22 protein-coding genes are annotated in these 21,873 nt (G+C 29.5%); 5 read left to right on the plus strand and 17 right to left on the minus strand.

The features are described 5' to 3' along the window. Positions 1-8: 8 nt before the first annotated feature. Positions 9-641 (plus strand): VanW family protein, encoded by a 633-nt coding sequence (locus G8C41_RS05180; protein ID WP_166006496.1) that lies wholly within the window; start codon positions 9-11, stop codon positions 639-641. 86 nt (positions 642-727) lie between these two features. Here G8C41_RS05180 and G8C41_RS05185 read toward each other — a convergent pair whose 3' ends face one another. Further along, positions 728-1,318, minus strand: a complete 591-nt coding sequence (locus tag G8C41_RS05185) for an META domain-containing protein (RefSeq protein WP_160567391.1) — start codon at positions 1,316-1,318, stop codon at positions 728-730. A 306-nt stretch (positions 1,319-1,624) separates the two neighbouring features. Here G8C41_RS05185 and G8C41_RS05190 point away from each other — a divergent pair, with 306 nt between their 5' ends. Next, entirely contained in the window at positions 1,625-2,416 is a 792-nt protein-coding gene (locus G8C41_RS05190) for a DUF2797 domain-containing protein (RefSeq protein WP_160567393.1), read from the plus strand. Here the strand turns inward: G8C41_RS05190 and G8C41_RS05195 are convergent. Continuing rightward, positions 2,405-4,207 (minus strand): LTA synthase family protein, encoded by a 1,803-nt coding sequence (locus tag G8C41_RS05195; protein ID WP_166006498.1) that lies wholly within the window; start codon positions 4,205-4,207, stop codon positions 2,405-2,407. The genes G8C41_RS05190 and G8C41_RS05195 overlap by 12 nt on opposite strands. 252 nt (positions 4,208-4,459) lie before the next feature. Here G8C41_RS05195 and G8C41_RS05200 point away from each other — a divergent pair, with 252 nt between their 5' ends. Further along, on the plus strand, positions 4,460-5,824 hold the full coding sequence (locus G8C41_RS05200) for a dihydrolipoamide acetyltransferase family protein (RefSeq protein ID WP_166006500.1): 1,365 nt from the start codon (positions 4,460-4,462) through the stop codon (positions 5,822-5,824). An 88-nt stretch (positions 5,825-5,912) separates the two neighbouring features. After that, the gene (locus G8C41_RS05205; RefSeq protein WP_166006502.1) at positions 5,913-6,290 is read left to right on the plus strand and encodes a copper resistance protein NlpE N-terminal domain-containing protein; all 378 of its coding nucleotides are present in this window, start codon (positions 5,913-5,915) and stop codon (positions 6,288-6,290) included. An 82-nt stretch (positions 6,291-6,372) separates the two neighbouring features. On the opposite strand, the gene G8C41_RS05210 is transcribed toward G8C41_RS05205, so the two are convergent. The 8 genes from G8C41_RS05210 to G8C41_RS05245 all read right to left on the minus strand — a co-directional run bounded on the left by G8C41_RS05210 (position 6,373) and on the right by G8C41_RS05245 (position 12,966). Next, entirely contained in the window at positions 6,373-6,945 is a 573-nt protein-coding gene (locus G8C41_RS05210; protein ID WP_166006504.1) for a hypothetical protein, read from the minus strand. 103 nt (positions 6,946-7,048) lie between these two features. Beyond that, the gene (locus G8C41_RS05215) at positions 7,049-7,660 is read right to left on the minus strand and encodes a J domain-containing protein (protein ID WP_166006507.1); all 612 of its coding nucleotides are present in this window, start codon (positions 7,658-7,660) and stop codon (positions 7,049-7,051) included. Between the two features lie 145 nt (positions 7,661-7,805). After that, positions 7,806-9,455 carry a ribonucleoside-diphosphate reductase subunit alpha gene (locus G8C41_RS05220; RefSeq protein WP_166006509.1) on the minus strand — a complete coding sequence of 550 codons (1,650 nt, stop codon included), beginning with the start codon at positions 9,453-9,455 and terminating at the stop codon, positions 7,806-7,808. A gap of 8 nt (positions 9,456-9,463) precedes the next feature. Continuing rightward, the gene (locus G8C41_RS05225; protein ID WP_166006511.1) at positions 9,464-9,757 is read right to left on the minus strand and encodes a hypothetical protein; all 294 of its coding nucleotides are present in this window, start codon (positions 9,755-9,757) and stop codon (positions 9,464-9,466) included. Next, on the minus strand, positions 9,758-10,732 hold the full coding sequence (locus G8C41_RS05230; protein ID WP_105297433.1) for a ribonucleotide-diphosphate reductase subunit beta: 975 nt from the start codon (positions 10,730-10,732) through the stop codon (positions 9,758-9,760). A 299-nt stretch (positions 10,733-11,031) separates the two neighbouring features. Continuing rightward, positions 11,032-11,907: an NAD kinase gene (locus tag G8C41_RS05235; protein WP_160556528.1), complete on the minus strand. Its 876-nt coding sequence runs from the start codon at positions 11,905-11,907 to the stop codon at positions 11,032-11,034. Between the two features lie 15 nt (positions 11,908-11,922). Next, positions 11,923-12,579 (minus strand): HPP family protein, encoded by a 657-nt coding sequence (locus G8C41_RS05240; protein WP_166006513.1) that lies wholly within the window; start codon positions 12,577-12,579, stop codon positions 11,923-11,925. A gap of 51 nt (positions 12,580-12,630) precedes the next feature. Next, positions 12,631-12,966, minus strand: coding sequence for an MmcQ/YjbR family DNA-binding protein (locus G8C41_RS05245; RefSeq protein WP_166006515.1), 336 nt, complete (start codon positions 12,964-12,966; stop codon positions 12,631-12,633). Between the two features lie 106 nt (positions 12,967-13,072). Here G8C41_RS05245 and G8C41_RS05250 point away from each other — a divergent pair, with 106 nt between their 5' ends. After that, positions 13,073-14,317, plus strand: coding sequence for a D-alanyl-D-alanine carboxypeptidase (locus G8C41_RS05250; protein WP_166006517.1), 1,245 nt, complete (start codon positions 13,073-13,075; stop codon positions 14,315-14,317). Here G8C41_RS05250 and G8C41_RS05255 read toward each other — a convergent pair whose 3' ends face one another. The 7 genes from G8C41_RS05255 to rbfA all read right to left on the minus strand — a co-directional run bounded on the left by G8C41_RS05255 (position 14,318) and on the right by rbfA (position 21,756). Next, the gene (locus G8C41_RS05255; RefSeq protein WP_166006519.1) at positions 14,318-15,436 is read right to left on the minus strand and encodes an RCC1 domain-containing protein; all 1,119 of its coding nucleotides are present in this window, start codon (positions 15,434-15,436) and stop codon (positions 14,318-14,320) included. Positions 15,437-15,576: 140 nt separating this feature from the next. Then, entirely contained in the window at positions 15,577-16,170 is a 594-nt protein-coding gene (locus G8C41_RS05260) for a hypothetical protein (protein ID WP_166006521.1), read from the minus strand. Between the two features lie 17 nt (positions 16,171-16,187). Continuing rightward, positions 16,188-18,608, minus strand: coding sequence for a TonB-dependent receptor (locus G8C41_RS05265; RefSeq protein ID WP_166006523.1), 2,421 nt, complete (start codon positions 18,606-18,608; stop codon positions 16,188-16,190). Between the two features lie 116 nt (positions 18,609-18,724). Next, positions 18,725-19,048 carry a hypothetical protein gene (locus tag G8C41_RS05270; RefSeq protein ID WP_166006525.1) on the minus strand — a complete coding sequence of 108 codons (324 nt, stop codon included), beginning with the start codon at positions 19,046-19,048 and terminating at the stop codon, positions 18,725-18,727. Between the two features lie 77 nt (positions 19,049-19,125). After that, positions 19,126-20,049 (minus strand): UTP--glucose-1-phosphate uridylyltransferase GalU, encoded by a 924-nt coding sequence (gene galU / locus G8C41_RS05275; RefSeq protein WP_160567417.1) that lies wholly within the window; start codon positions 20,047-20,049, stop codon positions 19,126-19,128. Positions 20,050-20,211: 162 nt separating this feature from the next. Further along, complete coding sequence (locus tag G8C41_RS05280) at positions 20,212-21,393, minus strand: ABC transporter permease (RefSeq protein ID WP_160567419.1); 1,182 nt, start codon at positions 21,391-21,393, stop codon at positions 20,212-20,214. 3 nt (positions 21,394-21,396) lie between these two features. Next, positions 21,397-21,756: a 30S ribosome-binding factor RbfA gene (rbfA, locus tag G8C41_RS05285; protein WP_160542256.1), complete on the minus strand. Its 360-nt coding sequence runs from the start codon at positions 21,754-21,756 to the stop codon at positions 21,397-21,399. Positions 21,757-21,873 lie beyond the last annotated feature (117 nt).

Here is a 21,873-nt window from a genome sequence, read left to right on the forward strand (position 1 = left end):
TCTTTACGATGAACATAGTTAAATGTTTAAAAAACTACTTTACATTTACTAATTATGCTAAACATGTAGAAAAAGATGAAGCAAACTATCCTCATGAAATTCTCTTATCATATAGGATTATGAACCATCCTTTTGTTTCTTTAGAACGGTTAGCTAATCAGATGTTATGGATACAAAATTCACTTTCTAATGTAGTAATTAAACCCAATCAGGTATTTTCATTTTGGAAAGTTTTAGGTAATCCCGTTCATATGTTACACAATTCTGATTCAACATTCTTATACGAAATATACAGCAGTATTATTTACCATCTGGCACTAATAAGTGGATTAGCAATACTTGAGAGACATCCTTCAACGGTAGATCATTTCACTGAAGATCATAGAATATATCCGTTAGGTGCGGAAGCATCGGTGTTATATAAATCCAGAGATTTAAAAATTAAAAACGGTTATGCTTTTCCTATAAAATTTAATTTTCAAATTAAAAATCAAATTTTGAATGGATCTATTTTAAGTTCAGAAAAAATAATACGTAACGAAGTAGTTTTTACCAATAGAGATTTTAAAAATTTCAAGGAAGTTTTAACTCGAATAAACCGTAGAACTACAGAAGTTTCCTTTTATAAAAAGAAACTATAAAAATATAGCTTCATGTATTCTAACATGAAGCTACGTTTTTAAAAATTTTTATTAACTGTTTAAATTTAAAAACTTTATCTATGAAATCATGAATTAAATCTTTCAAAAACTAAAATTTCTTGTCCATTATTATAAAATGATAAAATAGAATCTCCTTCTCTAATTTCATCAATACTTTGCAAAGCATTTAAAAATTGAGATTCATCAAAATCACAAGGCAATTCGGTTGAAGATAATCTTGATAAATTAAAAATAGTATTTTCCCAAGTATAATAGGCAGTAAATTTGTTACAACCTGTTGTTCCGTAAATTTGTTTCCAAGGTTCATCAAATCTCATCAAGGGTAAAGTTTCGTATAAATCAGAAGCATTTTGAGAATTCAATCTAACTAATTTCCATTTCACTACATTCTCATCACCTAGATAAACCATTATTTTATCTAGTTTGTCCTTAGGTTTTTTAGTTGTATTAGTTCCTTGATCCTCTACTTTTATAGTAATTACATTATCTGCTTTATCGATTGTACCGGTACTTATAGTAACTTCATCTACCGATTGATTTATTTGAACTTCGTTATAATCTTTCAATGCTTTTTTTGATGTTCCACAGCTAGTGATTAAAAATAATGGAAATAACCCTAAGAAAATTAAATGAAAATCTAATAAACTTTTTTTCATAATATTTAAGAATGTATTGTACGATTAATTAACTTTTTGAGCATAATAAATATTAGGTAAAGATATAAAAAACCTGCAATAACAACTATTTTTTTTATATTTTTTTTTCAAACAAAAATAAGATTTAAGTTTCAAAATTAATTTTATTTTATTGAATTAATTGAAACAAAATAACTTAAGCTATATATGTGACAAGAATTTTTATTTGAAAGTACTATGAATGAGTAAGGATTGAATACTATCATATTTATATATTTGTAATATTCAAGAAAATAATACAGACTAAAAGTAAATAATTTATTCTTTATGCATCTAACCGGACAACTAACCAAAATGATAACCGAATATAATTCTCCTATTCAGTATTATCTAAATTTTAATGATGAAATACTTATTATTAATCAACTATTAGATAAAAAAATCAAAGTACGATTTGATCATTATAAATGTTTGGGATGTGGTTTGGATAAAGAAATATTTGCCATGGGATATTGTAAGGATTGCTATTTTACTTCTCCCTATGCAGGAGATTGGATCCTAAGACCCGAATTATCTAAAGCCCATTTAGGCATGGAAGACAGAGATTTAAGTGTTGAATCTCAAGCTCAACTTCAACCTCACATAGTTTATTTAGCAAACTCCGGTGGAATTAAGGTTGGTGTCACAAGAAAATCTCAATTACCTTATCGTTGGATCGATCAAGGTGCTGAGTACGCCATAAAATTAGCAGAAACTGAAAATAGATATGAAGCCGGAGTCATTGAAACCATTCTTAAAAAACACGTTTCAGATAAAACTAATTATAGGAAAATGTTAAGCGAATCAGTACCCTATATAGAATTATCAATTGTGAAAAATGAGCTTAAAACATTTATACCCGATCAGCTAGAAAATTATATTTTAGAGGATAACAAAATTTTTAATTTTCAATATCCTGTAATCGCATACCCACATAAAGTAAATTCGGTAAACCTTAAAAAGGTTTTTGAATTTGAAGGAGTTCTAAAAGGTATTAAAGGTCAATATTTGCTTTTTGATAATAATATGGTGTTTAATGTTAGAAATCATGAGGGATTCGTTGTCGATTTAATCCTTTGATTTTACTAAAGATAATTCATTATCTATCAGTCTGTTATTATATTGTTGAATATACGATTTAATTTTTAATTCAAGGTTTTCTTTAGGATAATTTGAAATTGAATGTTGTAATAAACTGTCTTTTGTATAATCATATACTCGTAAAATCTTTTTACCGTCAAAAGCAACATAATACTGATTGATTAAAAATCTATAAATACCTTCATTAAAATTGGCAACAACTCGATCTTTACTTTCAACGGGATTACCAAAAGAAAAAATTTGTCCTTTATAACCCAGATAATTCAAAACTTCGGGGTAAATATCAATTTGACCCATTAATTTATTTTCTGTCCCCTTTAATTTAGAATTTGAAGGATCAAATAGTAATATAGGTATTGAATAATTACCTATTTCTGTTAAAAAATATTCAGGTTTCGCTCCTCCTCTACTTGTATGATCGGGAGTTAAAACAAAGACAGTGTTAGTATACCATTCTTGTTTTTTGGCATTTTCAAAAAACTTTCTTAAAGCAAAATCGGAATAAGCAATACTTTCGTGAATATCTCTGTTTCCTTTAGGAAATTTATTTTTATATTGTTCAGGAATGGTATAAGGAGAATGTGAAGAAACGGTAAAAATAGTTGAAAAGAAAGGTTGTTTAAAAGTATTAAATTTTTTTTGTGTAAACTGTAAAAATTCTTCATCAAAAATTCCCCATACTCCATCATATCCCCCTTTTTCCGTATATTCATTTTTACCATAATAATTATCATAGCCGGAAATACGGGCAAATTCATTGAAATTTTGACTTCCATTAAAGGCCCCGTGAAAAAAAGATGTATTATATCCTTCCTTTTTTAAAACAGCATTAAATCCATCAATTTGATTAAAGGAATAAGGTGAAGATATATAAGAAACTTCCATAAGACAAGGTATAGATGTAATTACTGATGGTACTGCATCAATTGATTTTAATCCGTTAGCAAAAGCATTGGTGTAATACCTGCCTTCTGTAAGTAAAGAATCTAAAAACGGTGTTAATTTTCTACCTTCAAATTGTTGATAAATATTTTCTTTTCCAAAACTTTCCAAAATAATAATTACTAAATTCTTTTTGTTAAAAATTCCTTCCGAATTGATATCTATAACCGGATGATAAATAGTTTTTAATTGTTGAGGGGTAAAATAATTCTTCTTTTTTAAATTATCTTTTTTATTAATAGTTTTAAAAATTGTAAAAGTTGTGTTTAATACCACAGCTGTATTTTGGGGATAATCGGTATAATTAATAGCATCAACTGTTTTAATTGGAGCTCTTTGGATACCTCCTCTTCCCAATAATATAATTAAGCCGATAAATAATAAAAAAACTAATGAGCTCACGAAGATACCTTTCCATCCGTTTTCTTTTTCTTGTCTATAAGATATTTCAGGAATAAATTTCCAAAAACAAAACATAGCCACTAAATATCCTAAAAACATATACCAATATTGAGCTAGGAATACAGGAATTAGTCTGAGTATGTCACCTTCCATACCGGAAGCGGTAATCAATGCATAGGTACTTCTTTTATTAGTATATATATAATATTTTATATCAATGAAATTGACTCCTATAAAAAAAGCATTGATAAAAAAAAATAGTATTTTTAAACTTTTTTGATAGGTATGATTATACTTGAAGTTGCCCGGAATCGTACTTAATACAATTATGAGTATATTACTTAAAAAAATTGCTGCCAAATCAAATCGTAAGCCTCCTAAAAATTCCGATAATCCTATGTTTTTGAAAAAATGAAAATTGAACACATAAAAAATTGCTCTACAGAGTTGGTAACAAAAAATTAAGAGCAAAATTCTAAGCAATAACTGTTTTATGCTTAATTTATAATTCATAATAACAAGTGAATAGTTAGTAAGACAAAATTATATAATTTTTCATCAATTTAAACAATAAAATTTGTATTTTTTTAATAATTCGATACTGATTCTGAGTATAACATAAAAAATTTGATCTCATTCCATATTTTTTTCCTAGTTTTGTCTTTCTAATTATTAACTATGGCTGAATATAAACTTATATTACCTCCTATGGGAGAAGGTATAATGGAAGCTACTATTACCGGATGGGTTAAGAATGAAGGAGATTATGTAGAAGAGGATGAAACTATTGTTGAAATTGCGACAGATAAGGTCGATTCAGATGTCCCTTCCTCCATTTCGGGAAAACTACTAAAAAAGCTTAAAGAAGTAAATGATATTTGCAAAATTGGAGAAGCTTTTGCTATATTAGAAATAGAAGATACTGATGAAAAATCATCTGCTGTTTCTAAAACTGAAATATCTTTAAATCAGGATGATACTTTAACTATCAATACATCTATAAATGTACCTAATATAACATCTGAATTAGAAATACCTTTGGTTTCTAATTCTGAACTACATAATAGTAATGCTTCTAAAAGTACGTATTATTCTCCCTTAATTAGATCTATTTGTAAAAAAGAAAATATTTCACAATCGGAATTAGATTTATTACAAGGAACGGGACTAAACGGTAGAATTACAAAAGAAGATATCCTTTCCTATTTAAAAAGTAGAAATCTTTCCGCTACCATAAAAGTATCACCTATACTGGAACCGGTTCATAATAGCCCTAAATTATCAGAAAATACGTCTGAAACCTCTATATTAAATTCTTCTCCTTCCATATCGGATGGTGATGAAATCATAGAAATGGACCGTATGCGTAAGCTTATTTCTAAAAATATGCTGCAAAGCAGACAAATTTCGGCTCATGTTACTTCATTTGTTGAAGCAGATGTCACCAATATAGTACTTTGGAGAAATAAAAATAAAGATTCTTTCTTCAAAAATGAAGGAGTAAAGCTCACTTTTATGCCTATGTTTATTCAGGCAATTGTAAAAGCAATAAAAGATTTTCCTATGATTAATATCTCCGTAGATGGGGACACAATTATTAAAAGGAAAAATATTAATATAGGTATAGCAACAGCTGTTCCTAATGGCAATTTAATTGTTCCTGTTATAAAAAATGCAGATCAGTTGAGTTTATCCGGGCTTGCAAGATCAATAAATGATTTAGCAAATCGTGCAAGAAATAATCAGCTAAAACCGGAAGATACCAATAATGGAACGTATACTTTGAGCAATATTGGAAGTTTTGGAAACCTTGCAGGAACGCCGATCATCAACCAACCTCAAGTTGCCATTATGGCTGTTGGATCGATTGTTAAAAAACCGGCAGTTATTGAAACTCCACAAGGAGACATGATAGGTATACGCCATATGATGATTATCTCACATACCTATGATCACAGGGTCATAGATGGAGCTTTAGGAGGTGCTTTTGCTAAAAAGGTCTCTGATTATTTAGAAAAATTTGATCCTAATACAAAATTTTAAAGTTGAAATATATTTAAAAAATTAATTGTTGCCTGTGAACATTCATTCAATACAATATTATATACTACTAATTATATTTAGTTGCCTTTTGAGCAGTTGCATTAAGAAACAAACGATAAAAGCTTCTAACCAAACTGATTCTTTATCAGTATCTTCTTCAATTAAGGATACTTTACCTAAGAAATTTATCGGTACTTATCAAGGAAGTATTTCATGTGATGATTGTGAATTTGTGGTTCTGACTTTAGATCAAAGTAATACGTATAAGTTAAAAATTCAACTTTTTACTGATGAAGATTCTAAAGGATCAATTATTTATGAACAAGGTAATTTCAATTGGGATAAAAAAAATTCAACAATTGCTTTAGATAAGTTTGGTTTTAAATTTAAAGCTTTTGAAAAAAAACTGTACTATCTTGACAATACAGGTCAATACGATACTGAAGAATATTTACTTAAACAATAAATTATATAATTAATCAAGTAAGTTTAATATTACTTGATTATTTCATTCTCAGTAAATTTTGTCGATTTTTTGAAATAAATATTTAAAATTCTAAATCATAATTAGAGATAGATAAACTTATTAAAATATTTTTTTCATTAAAGTAAAAAGTAGTATAAACTTTGTCTGATATTACTTTATATGTTGGTTGTTTCGTGTTTTTAAATTTTATTAAACGCTTAGCATATATTTTTTCAATGGAACTTAAAGAAGATTGATGTAAGACAATTGAATTTAATTCCACCGAATTGATTCCTCCGTAATTGAAACTAACCAATGAAATTTTATCATTACTTCCTAATCGCCCGCCACCCTCTGATATTGCACTAATTTGAAAACCATTCGTGAAATCCCAAGTATAAATGTTTCCTGAACCTTCGATGGGTTCTGCACCCGTATAAGTAGCTATAGTATTGATTGCCTCTATTTTTTGCGGTAATTTAAATCCTTTAGCAGTAAAAAATAATTCTTTAATTTTAGCCGAAGATTTGGGACCTAAAATAAGGCTTTTCTTTTTTAATTTAGTAGTTGTTATCCTATTGGTTTTATTTTGTGAAAACAGCTCTCCGCTGTTTAAAATCATTAGTAGAGTGAAAACGAATACAATTTTTTTCATTATAATTATTTTAGTATCTTACAATATATCTAATTTTTTTGGCTTTAAGATTACAATTTCAAACGATAACGTCTGTTTTAGCCTATTGTTTGAATCCATTAATTTATGGAACAAACATTTGTTTTATTTTATAAGTAAACTTTGAAAAAATAGAGGTAAAAAAATACTTGTTTTCCGTCTGATTAGTAGTGAAACTTATAAGAGCAACAAGACTATAATCATTATCGGCTAACTTTAAAAGCTTGATGATGATTTTTTCTTTATCTAAATATGGTAAAAACTTTATACATTTTAAATTTTCAATTATAATCTGCTTACGAACTTCTTTATCGCTTTTTAAAAGTAAGAAGTTGATATTTTCATCAGACAATAATTTTTCCAACCCTGAATATAACGCATTTTTACTTATTTTATTAATGCCTCTATCATAAATGAATTTACTAATATCCTGAAACTTTTTTAAAAAAATATAAGGTGTAATGGGTTGAGAATAAGAAGAAATTTTTTTCCTATACCTTACGTCATAATTTTTACGAAATTCTTCATTGGATAAAATATGATATGCTTCGTTAATATCTATAAAAAGCTTTTCATTATCTTTATTATTTAAATTCCTGTCCGGATGATATTTAAGAGCTAATCTTCTATAAGATTTTTTAATTTCCTTATGCGATGCAGTCGGATCGACTTCTAATATAGTATAAAAATCTTTCATAATTTTAGGCTACAACCAGTATTAAAAAGAACATTCGGCACAAATATATGCTATTTAAAACACATTTACACCGATTGATAAACATTTAAAAGAAAAAAGACTATTTAAAATAGTCTTTTTATATGATGTAAGAAAATTATAATCACTACGATTCACAGCTGCTGCAATTAACCAAATTAACCACAAGCTCTTTGGCCACACTTTGACTTCTTTGATAATATAAAGTTTTAATACCTAATTTCCAAGCTTCTATTAATAATCGGTTTACCTCTTTTACCGGAAGTTCAGCAGGTATATTTAAATTTAAAGACTGGGATTGGTCCACATATTTTTGTCTTATAGAGGCCTGTTGAACAATTTCCAATTGGCTGATCTCTTTAAAAGTTTTGAAAACTTGTTTTTCTTCATACGATAAATCTTTTAAATGTTGTACACTACCACCATTTAGCATAATACTTCTCCAAGTGTCTTCATTATTAATATTTTTCTCCGTAAGAAGCATATCCAAATACTTATTTTTACGCATGAAATTACCTTTAGAAAGACCCGCTTTGTAGTAATTGGAACTGAACGGCTCTATCCCCGGTGATGTTTGACCTAAAATCGCAGAAGATGAAGTGGTTGGCGCAATAGCCAATAAAGTAGAATTTCTTCTTCCATAACCTTTTAATAATTCTGGTTCTCCGTAAATTCTGGCTAAATCTTCAGTTGCTTTATTCGATTTATCCTGCAAATATTTAAAAATCTCAACGGTCTTTTGTTTAGCAACTATTCCTTCAAAAGGAATCATGTTTTTCTGCAAATAAGAATGCCATCCTAAAACACCCAAGCCTAGTGCTCTGTGCTTTTTAGCAAATTTATTTGCGGGTGACAAGTAATAATTACCTTCTGTTTTTACAATAAATTCCTGTAAAACGGCATCCAAAAAGAATACGGCTAATTTTACTGCTTCCGTGTCTTTCCATTCATCATATAATTCCAAATTCATGGATGAAAGACAACATATAAAAGATTCTTCTTCTGTGGAAGGAAGCATGATTTCAGAACAAAGATTAGAAGCATGAATAACCATTCCTTTATCTTTGTATACCTGTGGTTTATTTTTATTAATATTATCGGTAAAGAATATATAGGGTAAACCTTTTTGTTGACGACTTTCTAAAACTTTAGCCCAAATTTTTCTTTTATCAATATCTCCGTCAATCATTTCCTGCATCCAATAATCAGGAACGCATATACCGAAAAATAAATTTTGAATCGGATTTCCTATATCGCGTATGGATAAAAATTCTTCAATATCGGGATGATCAATATCCAAATAAGCAGCAAAAGCTCCCCTTCTCACTCCCCCTTGAGATATGGTATCCATGGCGGTGTCAAATAATTTCATGAAACTTACCGCTCCACTACTTTTGCCATTATCCGAAACCGCTGATCCTCTTTCTCTTAAAGCTCCAAAATAACCGGAAGTACCTCCGCCAATTTTGGTCTGCATGATTACTTCTCCTAATTTATGAGTTATTCCTTCTATACTGTCAGGAATATGAACGTTGAAACATGATATAGGCAATCCTCTTTCTGTTCCCATATTTGCCCATATGGGTGAGCTTAAACTCATCCAGCCCCTTTCAATCATTTCCTGAAAAGCTTCTTTTAGTTCAGGTTTGTATAATCGTTGAGCGGCAGCGGAAGTAATACGATCAATTGCTCCTTCAACCGTCTCTCCCTTTAGAAGATACCCCCTATTTAATATTTGTTCACTTTCCGAATTTTTCCACCAAAGTTTTTCGCTCATAATATATATTAATCTAATCTTTTAACCATTAATTCTAATTTACCTTTTAATCCGGTTTCATTATTTACTGCCATTCTTCTTAAAAAATACCCGTTATCTTTTCCTTCTTCATCAATAAAAGGCATTTCATATATTTCAGATAAAGAAAATACTCGAAGATATCCTGAAATTATTTCTATTAACTCCTCCCATATCTCTATATGACGGTCTCTGTCCTCTAATTTAGTTGCAATTTCTCTTTCGATAGTTGCATTAAAATCAAGATATATAAAATTGGCTTTAACTAAATAAAAATCTCCCATTTAAAATAAATCGTTTTCAGTTATACTTTTATCATATTTGGTATATTCGGTAGGTCTTTTCGCAAAAAAGTCGTCCAAACTATTGGCAAATACTTCCTCTTCAAACCATGCCATAGGTTTGTATTGCTCAGGTGTAACATTATACAACCGTTCCATTCCTATTTGTTGTAAGCTTTCATCTACCCTGAATTTCATGAAGTTTAGAAGATTTTCTTTTTCTATTGAGTTTACTTCTCCTTTCTCAAATATCCAATCTAATATTTTACCTTCTATGATGATTGAATTCTTAACGGTATCTTGAATGTGCTTAATGGTATCTTCATCAAAAAAGTCGGGATATTCTTCTTTAATTTTATTAACTAAATAGATTCCCGCATTGGCATGAATTTGCTCATCTACCGAAGTCCAACCAATGATATTGCTAACATTTTTCATCAGACCTTTAAATCTTGTAAATGATAAGATTATGGCAAATTGACTGAATAAAGATACATTTTCAATAAGAATAGTAAACAAAATAAGTGATACTACGTATTTTTTTCGGTCATCGGATTTAGCATATTTTAATGCATTATCTAAGTATTCCACTCTTTCCCTGATAACGGGAATTTCCAACAACTTTTCGAATTCATTATTATATCCCAAAACCTCCAACAATCTTGAGTAAGCTTCTGAATGTCTAAATTCACATTCCGCAAATGTACTTCCTAATCCATTGAACTCCGGCTTTGGAAAATGCTGATATATATTTCCCCAAAAACTTTTTACAGCGACCTCAATTTGGGCAATTGCTAATAAACTGTTTTTGATTGAATTTCGCTCTCTGTCTTCTAAATGCGAATGAAAATCCTGTATATCGGCAGTAAAATCTACTTCTGAGTGTACCCAATAGGCATGATTGATTGCCTCTGTAAATTGTAAAATTTCAGGGTATTCAAAAGGCTTGTAATTAATTCTTCTATCAAATATTGACATAATCCTTAATTTATTTTTCTTTTTTTAATAATTTTTACTTTATTTTTAAAAGACAGAAAATTCTTTACAAGAGCCGGTCTCGTGTATAATTTTTAACATATACAAACTCTTATATTCAAATTTTATAATCTTATGATTTTTATAATTAACTTTCTTTCAATTAATTAATTCTTTTGTTTTAGGCTCTTACTATGTATTTAAAATTAAAAATATTTAACATATTTGACCCTAGAGAATTTCAAAAGATATTAAGAAGTTATAAACACACAATTTTATTTTGAATTGAAAAAACAAGTTTTTTAATTCCTCGAATCAGTTCCCCATTTTAATTTTTCCCGAAGATTTTTAAAATAAGAATAATTATTATACTTGACTATTTTTATTTTAAATGGTGCTTTTTTTATGATTATTTCATCGTCTATTCCTACCGTATTATATCGTGAATCCAGACACAAGGAATATTTTTCCGATCTACTATGAACTTTCAACCGTATTTCTACATCATCTTTTAAAATTAATGGTCTTACATTTAAATTGTGCGGACAAATTGGGGTAATAACAACAATATCGGCTTTAGGATAAATGATGGGTCCTCCACAACTTAAAGAATAGCCGGTTGAACCGGTAGGAGTTGATATAATTAAACCATCTGCCCAAAAGGTATTCAGAAATATATTATCTACATAGGCATCTATGGTTATCATTGAGGTTGTATCCTTACGCATTACTGCAGCTTCATTTATGGCATAAGGCAAGAATTTATGAAAATTACTTTTCACTTCTAATACGGAGCGTTCACTTATAGTGCAATTACCATCTAAAATATGGGGCAATTCCTTTAAAAATTCATTTTTCTGAAATGTGGCTAAAAATCCTAATCTTCCTGTATTGATTCCCACAATCGGAATATTAGATCCTTTAATATAAGCAACAGTAGACAAAATAGTTCCATCACCGCCAAAGGTAAATAATAATTTGGTTTCTTTAGGAAGCCCTTTCTTTTTAGTGAAAGGAATAAAACCGGGATTTTTTAATCCTAACATTTCTTCTAATTCCTTCACGTAGGATTCATATACATAAATGGTTATACCTTTTTTTTCTAGTTGTTGAAAAAAAGCCGAATAAAGTTCATAATCTTCTTTGTGAACTACTTTTCCATATACACCTACTATCATTGAATTATAATTAATTTATACTTCCATAAATTTTTGCAATTGATCAAATCTCTCTTTTAAAAGTTCTTGCTTGGAATCTTCAAAGTATTTGTTGGAAATTTGATATCCAAATCTCTCGAAAGTATCTCCAATGGAACTTATATTTTCTGCACTAATCTTAAGTACTATTTGAGTTGAGTCTTCATCGGTATTGACTAATAACATCCCTAATATCCTTCCATTATTGCTTTCTACTATATTTGCTATTTCACTGGTAGAATATTTTTTTATAGGAGTCGTAATGATCATATAAACTCCATATTCGGTAGTAAACTGAAAGGAGGCCAATTCATCAATAACTGTTTCTTCTAATACTACTCCTAAAAATTTTTCTTGGTAAGATAAAATTGGGATTATATTAGTTTCATTTTCGCTAAAAACGCGTAAGGAATCAAAAAGTATAGCACTATCAAGTAGATAGAACTGTTCTAAATCTAAAAGATGATCTTTTAATGATTCTGATTTATCTAAATCTCTAATGATATTTAAACCTATATTTCCTTTTACTCTTCCTTTACATATAACAGGATAATGGCTAACTCCCAGATCAATCATCAATTGCTCTGCTCTTGCAACGCTGTCATTTTCATAGAGAGTTAATACATCATTTGAAATATAATTGCTAATTATCATTATGCTAAGATATAATAAGATTTTTGAGTAACCAAAATTTTAAAATTTTGTTCATCTCTTTTTAGTTATTTTTTTAAGCACCTCTGTATAAGATAGTTTAATAAGATTTTTTATAAAATCATCCGTTAAATTTCCATTCATAAAAACTGTAATCCAATACTTTTTATTCATGTGATATCCGGGTTGTATTTCCGAATAATTTTCTCTTAACTCCAATGAATATTCTGCCTCACATTTTAAAATTATTTTAAAATCCGGATCATATAGATTAGTTAATGCAAACATCTTACCCTTTACTTTGAAAACTAAAGTTTTTTCATCAAAAGGCAAACATTCTTCCACATCTGAAAATTGTAAACAATATTCTCTAAATTCTTCGATATTCATAGATTGATTAGCTTAAATTTTAAAAATTTTAAATTTAAGATAAAAAATTAGATTATAAGATTTCATATTAGTACATTTGAATGAAATGCTATAAATTAGTTATCATATGAAAAAAATATTTTTTATAGTTTATTATATTTTGATAAGTATATCTCTTTATTCACAAAAAACATTTTTAATTAAACATTTTGATTCTGATTTTTATGCAAAACAGTGGGCCGGCTTTTATTTATATGATCCTGTGCAAAAAAAGGAAATTTTTAATTATAATGGTAATAAGTATTTTATTCCGGCATCCAATGTAAAAATTTTTACCTTATATACCGGATTGAAATTAATTTCTGATTCTATACCTTCCCTAAAATATGTTTCCAAAAATGACACGCTTTATATTTGTGGAACAGGAGATCCAACTCTATTGGAACCCTATTTTAAACAAAATAAAGTAATTAAATTTTTAAAAAATCGAAAAGAAACTATAGCTTTATTTACAAAAAATTTTGATGATACTATCTACGGCCCCGGTTGGTCTTGGGAAGATTATAAAGAATATTTTTCACCTGAACGCACTTCTTTTCCTATGTACGGAAATTTAGTAACTATTTCTTCACCAACTCAAGCATATCCCTCTTATTTTATAAATGATATACTATTGGACCATAAAGAAATTGTAAGAGATTTAAGAAAAAATAAGTTTCATTACTCCGATAATAAAAAAATGGAGATACCCTTTATTACTTCCGATTCGTTAACTAAAATACTACTGGAAAGGGAACTAAATAAATCCGTTTATTTAACCGAAAAATTTCCTGTTGAAAAACCTTCCTATTTATATAGCATACCCTGCGACAGTTTATACAGGAGAATGATGGTTGTAAGTGATAACTTTTTAGCAGAACAAATTCTTCTGATGGGAAGTCTTTCCATTTCAGATAAACTTAACAGTTCCTCTGCAATACATCATATGTTGTCTTCTTATTTAAAAGATTTGCCACAAAAACCCAGATGGGTTGATGGATCCGGTCTTTCCAGATATAATAATTTTACTCCTAAAGATATGGTTTATGTTTTAACTAAGCTCTATGAAGAAATCCCGTATAAAAGATTAATTTCTTTATTTCCGGCAGGAGGTGTTAGTGGAACTTTAAAAAATAATTATAAAGGGAATCCGCCGTATATATTTGCAAAAACAGGAGGAATGAAAGGAATATCAAATCTGAGCGGATATTTAGAGACCAAATCGGGAAAAGTATTGATATTTAGCTTTATGAATAACAATTTCCAAGATTCATCCGGAGAAATAAAGAAACAGATGGAAGAAGTATTGGTACATGTGAGAGATTTTTATTAATCAATGTTTTACAGCACATGTGGATATTTGCGTAGGAATATTTCTGCTAAATTCAATTCCAAATCCAAGTTCTCCGTAATCATTCCTCCCCCATCCCCATAAGCTCCCATCTTCTTTGATGCCTATACTATGCTCAAAACCGGCGGAAACTGTTTTCCATTGGGAATGATCCAATAATACGGGGAGATTTTTATTAACTTGGGTTCCGTCTCCTACTTGTCCGCTATTATTCTTTCCCCATCCCCAAAGTGAACCGTCTTCTTGTATGCCTAAGGAATGGTATTCTCCTGCAGCAACCATTTTCCATTTAGAATGACCGATACGAACAGGAAAATCCTTATCCCGATTGGATTTATCTCCTAATTGGCCAAATTCATTGTATCCCCAAGCCCAAAGGCTACCATCTGCTTGAATTCCTAAAGTATAGTCAAATCCGGACGTAATGTATTTCCATTTACTGTAACCAATTCGTACAGGAATTGTAGAATATTTAAATTGGTCAGTCCCTAACTGACCGTCTTCATTATTACCCCATCCCCACAATGTCCCGTCTTCCTGTATTCCCATACTATAATTAAAACCTGCCGTTATAAACTTCCATCTTGCATTTCCTATTTTAATCGGTTTATTTTTATCGTCGGTGGTGCCATCTCCTAACTGACCTTCTTCATTGCTTCCCCATGCCCATAAAGAACCGTTTTCTTTTATAGCTAATGAGTGATATTCTCCGGCGGAAACACTTTTCCAATTGGAATGATCAATTTGAACCGGATAAATTTTAGTAAAATTTGTACCATTACCCAACTGACCGTTTTCATTCAGCCCCCAGCCCCATAAGGAACCATCTGATTTTATACCTAATGAATGATTGTAACCGGAATACACTAATTTCCATTTTTTGGAAGGATCCACTTCGGCAGGAAGGGATTTGTTTTGGTCGGAGCCGTCTCCTAATTGGCGTTTATCATTTTTTCCCCAGCCCCATAAGGTGCCATTATTTTGTATACCTAAACTGTAATAATTTTTTACTGAAATTAATTTCCAGCAAGCATTAATTTGTCCATTTACATCAATAACATTTATACCTGCAAATGCCAAAACTATACAAATAAATTTCATACAACTTTTGCTTCCCTTTTTTTAAGCGTACGTAACGGTAAATATAAATTTCTCAATCAGTAAATGAGATTTACTTATCAAAATAAATTTATATTATAAACAAAAGTTGTATGTTATTTATTGTTATATAAACATTTTTTTTATTTTATATCTTTATTTTTTACTGTAAAGTGAGCTTCTAAATCAATTTCTCCTCCTAATAAAGCTGCAGAAGTGGCTTCAGGGTCTTTTTTTGCCGGTTGATGAAGTAAATAAATATATACTGTTGAAAAAGCTTGATCCTCTATGGTCCAGACCGTATGATGTCCTAACTTTCTGCCTAATGTATCAATATTATCATGATCAGCATAAGTAATGCTTAACCCTTTAGAATCAACCTTCTGATAAAATACAAAATGATCATCGGCATCTTCAATAAAAATTTCATCGGTCACATCGTGTAAATGATTTTCATGTTGTGAATAAAATTTTATTTCAACATTATACGTTCCTGCGGGTAAGCTAATATCCGTAATCGGTATTTCGGTGCTTCCTTCCGGTACTTCGTAAACATATTCTCGAATTAAATTTGGGTCTGAACTATTTCTAAATTGCAATATCACCTTTGACATTTCATCGTGATCGTGTTCCGGTAGGGAATTTAAAATGTCATCTCTGTCATGGGAAGAACAAGAAAAAATAGTAACTAAAAGTAAGGTTAACGGTAACCAATAGATTAAATTTTTTATTTTCATATATGTATTGTATATTTTTAAAAGTTAAATTGTATTTTTAATAAAAAGCTTCTTCCGCTTTCGTCCGTATAATAACGCAACCGATTCATATAATCTCTGTATGCGGTGTCAAAAATATTTCTTACACCTAATGAAATATTCATCGTGTGTATGGTTGTGATATCGAATGAAAAACCGGTAATAAAATCAAATAGCTGATAAGCAGCAGGAGGAGAACTAATATCTAATGTTTCCGAAACCACTGCTCCATTTTTCACTATGTCAATTTCAAAATTATAATTAGGAAAGTGCGTTTGCTTAAACACCGAAGTGGAAGTAAGTTTTGCAAAATAATTTCTCCATTTTTTATTTTTATATTCTATTGAATTGATCCATTGTAAAGGAGGCATGGAAATTAAGGACGTTTTATTTTTTATATCTTTTCCTCTCAAATAAGAAAAATTAGTAGAAAATTTCAATGGTCCCAATATTTGATAATCAGCCATTACATCGATACCGTAAATTTTTGCATTGGTTTGTTTATATTGCCAAACCGGAAATGCTCCTCTAATAGTATATTCTGCACTTACAGGAATAGAGTTTATAAAGTCATTTATATAATTATAATAAGCCGTTAATTCAAAAGTTAGCTTATTATCCAATCCAAACCCTTTATAGGTCGTCATGAACTTATTAGACTTCTCATTTTTTAAGTCTAAGTCTCCCAATTCAATAGCTGCGGCTGAATGATGCAATCCGTCGCTAAATAATTCACTTGGATTAGGTGCTCGACTACTTAATGAATAATTGAATGTAATTTCATCAAACTTTCCCAACTTTAATTTTAAGCCTAAAGTAGATGCAAAACCGTTATAGGTAAGAATCGGATTTACCAAATAATTGAGACCGGTATCTTTAAGTATTTTTTTTGAATATTTTTTATCGTAACCCAAAGATACCCATCGGCTTTTTTTATAAAATTTTAAAGCATCTATTTTTTGATGATCAAATCGTATTCCTCCTTCGATTAGTAATTTTTTACTTATAGTAAAATATTCAATCCAATAGAAGGAATAATTATTTTTTTCATAAAAGGGGATTAATGGACTTACGCCGGTACCAGCATTTGGAAAATTTTCTTGATAAGAATAGCCGCTTCCTAATTTTGTTTTAAGTTTAGTATGGGCAATCGATTCGTAATCTAAATTGAGAGTATGTGTAGTTAAATCCAAATTGAGAGATGCCTTGTCGGCAAGTTCGCTTCTTCTGATATCATATTCTTTCCGATTATTAAATTGATATCCGTACACTAAACTTAATTTACCAAAATTAAAATTATAATGAGTATTGAATTTAAATAAATTATGCTGAATTTTCTGTTTGGGCGCATCTATTTTCATCGTAAAATCATCAATAACTAAGGGTTGTTTATTATTGATGGCATTTAAAAGATTTTCCAGGTTACCTACATGCGCTGCTTTTAAAATACCAGTGTCTGAACCGAAATAACTATAGAATAATTCTATGCCGTAATTTCTTTGATTTTTACCTACTTGAATTGAAAAATCATTTTCTTTAAGCCCCGTATTAGACATAATATAATTAGGCGTTGATAGATCTCCGGATCTTTTATAAGTACCTTGTAAGCGCATAGCCCATCCTTTTTTCCATCCTTTTTCAATTTGAGCTGTAGTATTTGCTCCTTTGCCGTTGGAAACATAGGAAGTTATAAGACTTCCCGTAAGAGTATCTTTTGTATATAATTTTTTGGGTTCAACCAATACGATACCCCCGGTAGCATCGCCCGCATATTGTAATGCTCCCGATCCTTTAATGATTGAAATGGAATTGGCAACATTAAGGTCAATATCCGGAGCATGTTCAACACCCCATTGTTGATCTTCCTGCCTTATGGCATGATTAAATATGGGCACTCGGCTGCTATGCAATCCATGAATAATTGGTTTAGCTATATTATTTCCCGTTTTTAATATACTCACTCCCGCAATCGAAGCTAATGCACTTGCTAAGTTAGTATCCGAAAATTCATTAATTTGATTTTTAGTTAATTTATTTTCTGTTGAAGTTTTAGTTTTTCCTAAAGATTTTCCAACGGTTACTATTTGTTGTAATTCTTTTTCTTTACGTTCTAATGAAATATCTTGATTTAAATTATTCTTTACTGTTATTTCTAACGTTTGAGAACTATAGTTAGGATGTGAAATGATAAGTCGATACATTCCTGGACAAACATTGGAAATTGTATATTCTCCGGATAAATCAGTTATTGTTATGGATTCTTTTCCATTAGTTGCTATGAGTTGTATAGAACAGTTTTTTATTCCACGAGTGGAATGTAAATCGGTAAGTTTACCTTTAATATGCAAGGTACATTGAGCATACGATTTTATATTCAATAAAATAAGAAATGTAAAAAAAACGTATATTGTCTTTTTCATAAAATAAATAATATAAGGTATGACTTAATTGAAAAAAGTTATATCCTTTAAAAAAGATATAAATACGGATCTTTTTTTCTAATTTTTATTAAAAAATCCGCATCATATTATTATTTTTATGAAAATATGGGAGGTGGCCTGTTGAAATAATTAGATTTATTTATATTTTTATAAAATATAAAGGTATAAATATCTTCAGGGTGATTAATTATTTCAGAGTGATGATGAAGTATAAATGTTGGGTCTTCCGCTACATCAAATAATTGATATTTTCCTAAATGAAAAATAGTATGACATTGTTGGCAATGATCATGACTAATTTTGTTTACTTTATGTTGTTCTAAGTGAATATATTCCTGTATAGAAAATATCTTAAATACGAATACTATCGAAAATAAAAGATAGATAATTCGTATTTTATTGGAATGAAGAAATTTCACTTTAGATAGTATAAATTATTTGGAAGCAAATTTAAATAAAAAAAATCTTTCATGAAGTTGAAAGATTTTTTATTTTATTATTTTTTGCTAACTACAGCTAATTTTTCTTTTTCTGCAATTTGTTTTTTTTCAAGTTCTTTGCCCAATTCAATAATGTAGTCATGCAAACTATCTTTTATTTGTGGATGTACCAGACCATATTGAATACTAGTTTTCATAAAACCGAATTTATCTCCTACATCATAACGGGTACCGCAAAAATTACGAGCAAACACTCTTTGAATTTTATTAAGTGTATCAATTGCGTCTGTTAATTGAATTTCACCACCTGCTCCGGGAGCTTGATTTTCCAAAATACTAAATATCTCAGGTGTCAATAAATATCTACCGATAATTGCCAGATCACTGGGCGCATCTTCGGGCTTAGGTTTCTCTACAAAGTTGAGCACATTATACAACCCTTTTTCTATTTCTCTTTCAGGAGCGATAATTCCATATTTTGAAGTTTCTTCATGGGGAACTTTCATTACAGCAATGGTAGAAGCATAGGTTTTTTCAAAATCCATAATTAATTGCTTTGTTAGTGGTATTTTATCTTCCATTATATCATCTCCTAACATTACCACAAAAGGCTCATTACCTACAAATGCTTTTGCTTGTAATACAGCATGTCCTAATCCTCTAGGATGAGACTGTCTAATAAAATGTAAATTTATATCAGTCGTTTCTTCAACGAGTTTTAATAATTCCGTTTTATGCTTTTCTCTAAGATTAGCTTCTAATTCAGGATTGGAATCAAAATGATCTTCTATAGGTCGTTTTCCTTTGCCGGTTACAATTAAGATATCTTCAATACCGGAGTTTATAGCCTCTTCTACTATGAATTGGATAGTAGGTTTATCTACAATAGGAAGCATTTCTTTAGCCAATGCTTTTGTAGCTGGTAAAAACCTGGTACCTAAGCCAGCAGCCGGAATAACGGCCTTTTTTACTTTTTTCATAATTTTATAAATAACGGTTAAAAATAGCTAGTTCAATAAAATATATAAATGATTTATTTATGTTTGTTAATTCATATTTTATTTTATACAAATATAGAAAAAATGAACTTCAATTTCTTTCAATGAACAATATTAAATTAATTATTTAAATAAAAAAACATTTTAAAAATTTAATTTTCTCGACGATAAAAATGATACAGAAAATCCTATAAATAAAACAGTAATCAAGACAATAAGATAGTTAGTAAGATCGAATTTAACCGGAAATGGCATAAAAGGATTTGCCATGACTAATCCGAAATTAGATTGTAACCAGGTCAAAAAGGTTCCTAACACTAAACCTATAACTACTCCAAACATGGTAATGATAATTCCAATGGTAAAAAATAATTTTTTTAATCCTGAAATGCTATATCCCAGGGCAATAAGCGATTTGGATTGATATTTCTTATCCAATATTATAATAATAATAGCCCCCGCTAAATTAAATGAGGCAATTATAATTACTAAAATAAATATTAAATAAATAAACAATTGCTCTACTTTCATCATTTTTAAAAAAGAAGCATCTTGCTCTTGTCTATTTTGAATGATATAGTTCTTTCCCAGTTCGTCTTTTAATTGCTTTTGCAAGGATTTTACATTGTTCTTAACTTTTAATTCAATTGAAAAAGCACTATTAGGTGGTAAATTCAAAAGATTGCGTGATAACTGTATGGGTACAAAAATATAATTTTCATATTGATCATTTAAAGCAAATACCCCCGTCATATGCACCGTTGCTTTTTTAAATGCATCATCCGTATTAGATATCAATTTTTTTCCCGGCTTAGGCATATATAAAGAAGCGTAATATTCTTTATCAATAGGAACACCCAGACGATAGGCTAAAGCATTACCAAAAGCTGCTTCATTATCGGAAGATGTGTTAGGAAATTTACCCGCTTGAAAACAAGTATCGATTTTTACAACTTTCAAAAAATTTTCATCCACCCCTTTAAGATATGCTATTTCATCCTTTTCATAAAACAAAACATATACTTTCTCTTCTATGACTTTCGTAAATGCTTTAACTTCTGAATGAGAAGAAAGAATTTTTTCAACCCTTTCAATATCAGGCAAGGTTTTACCTGTTGCAGGTAAAATTCTTAGATCGGGATTTACATCACTAAAAAGTTTAATATTAAAACTTTCTAATCCACTAAACACCGAAAGGATAACAAACATAGCACAGGTAGCAATCGCTATGGCTGTTAAAGAAGTATACATAATGATACTTACAGCTTGAGTGCTCTTTTTGGATATAAAATACCTAAAGGCTATGTACCAGGATAGATTTTTCACAAATTACAAAATAGGATTTTCATCTTTGCCTTTTAAAGCTTTCTCTATCTTTTCAACTGTATCTAAGGTTACATCAAGATAAAATATCAATTCGGGAACTTGCCTTACCTGTTTAGCAATTCTATTACCTAAAATTTTTCTAATTTTTGGATTAAGAATTTGTATTTCCTTCATTAAGGCCTCTCTGTACTCTTGCGGATAAATACTTAAATAGACTTTAGCCACTCCTAAATCTGATGACACTTTTACTTCAGTAACAGATATTAGTATTTTAGAATTCATCTCCGCTGATTGTTTCCTAAAAATTTCAGCTAACTCTTTTTGTAATAATTGATTTATTTTCTTTTGTCTATTGCTTTCCATAACTATTTTACAAATTTAGATAATTTTAAGTACTGCAAAAATTTTAATTTTATAATCTTATTTCTATTTAATTTTTAAAATTATTTTACTAACACTACGTTATATCTATAATTTATA

The organism is Apibacter sp. B3706, from assembly GCF_011082725.1.
Classification (GTDB): Bacteria; Bacteroidota; Bacteroidia; order Flavobacteriales; family Weeksellaceae; genus Apibacter.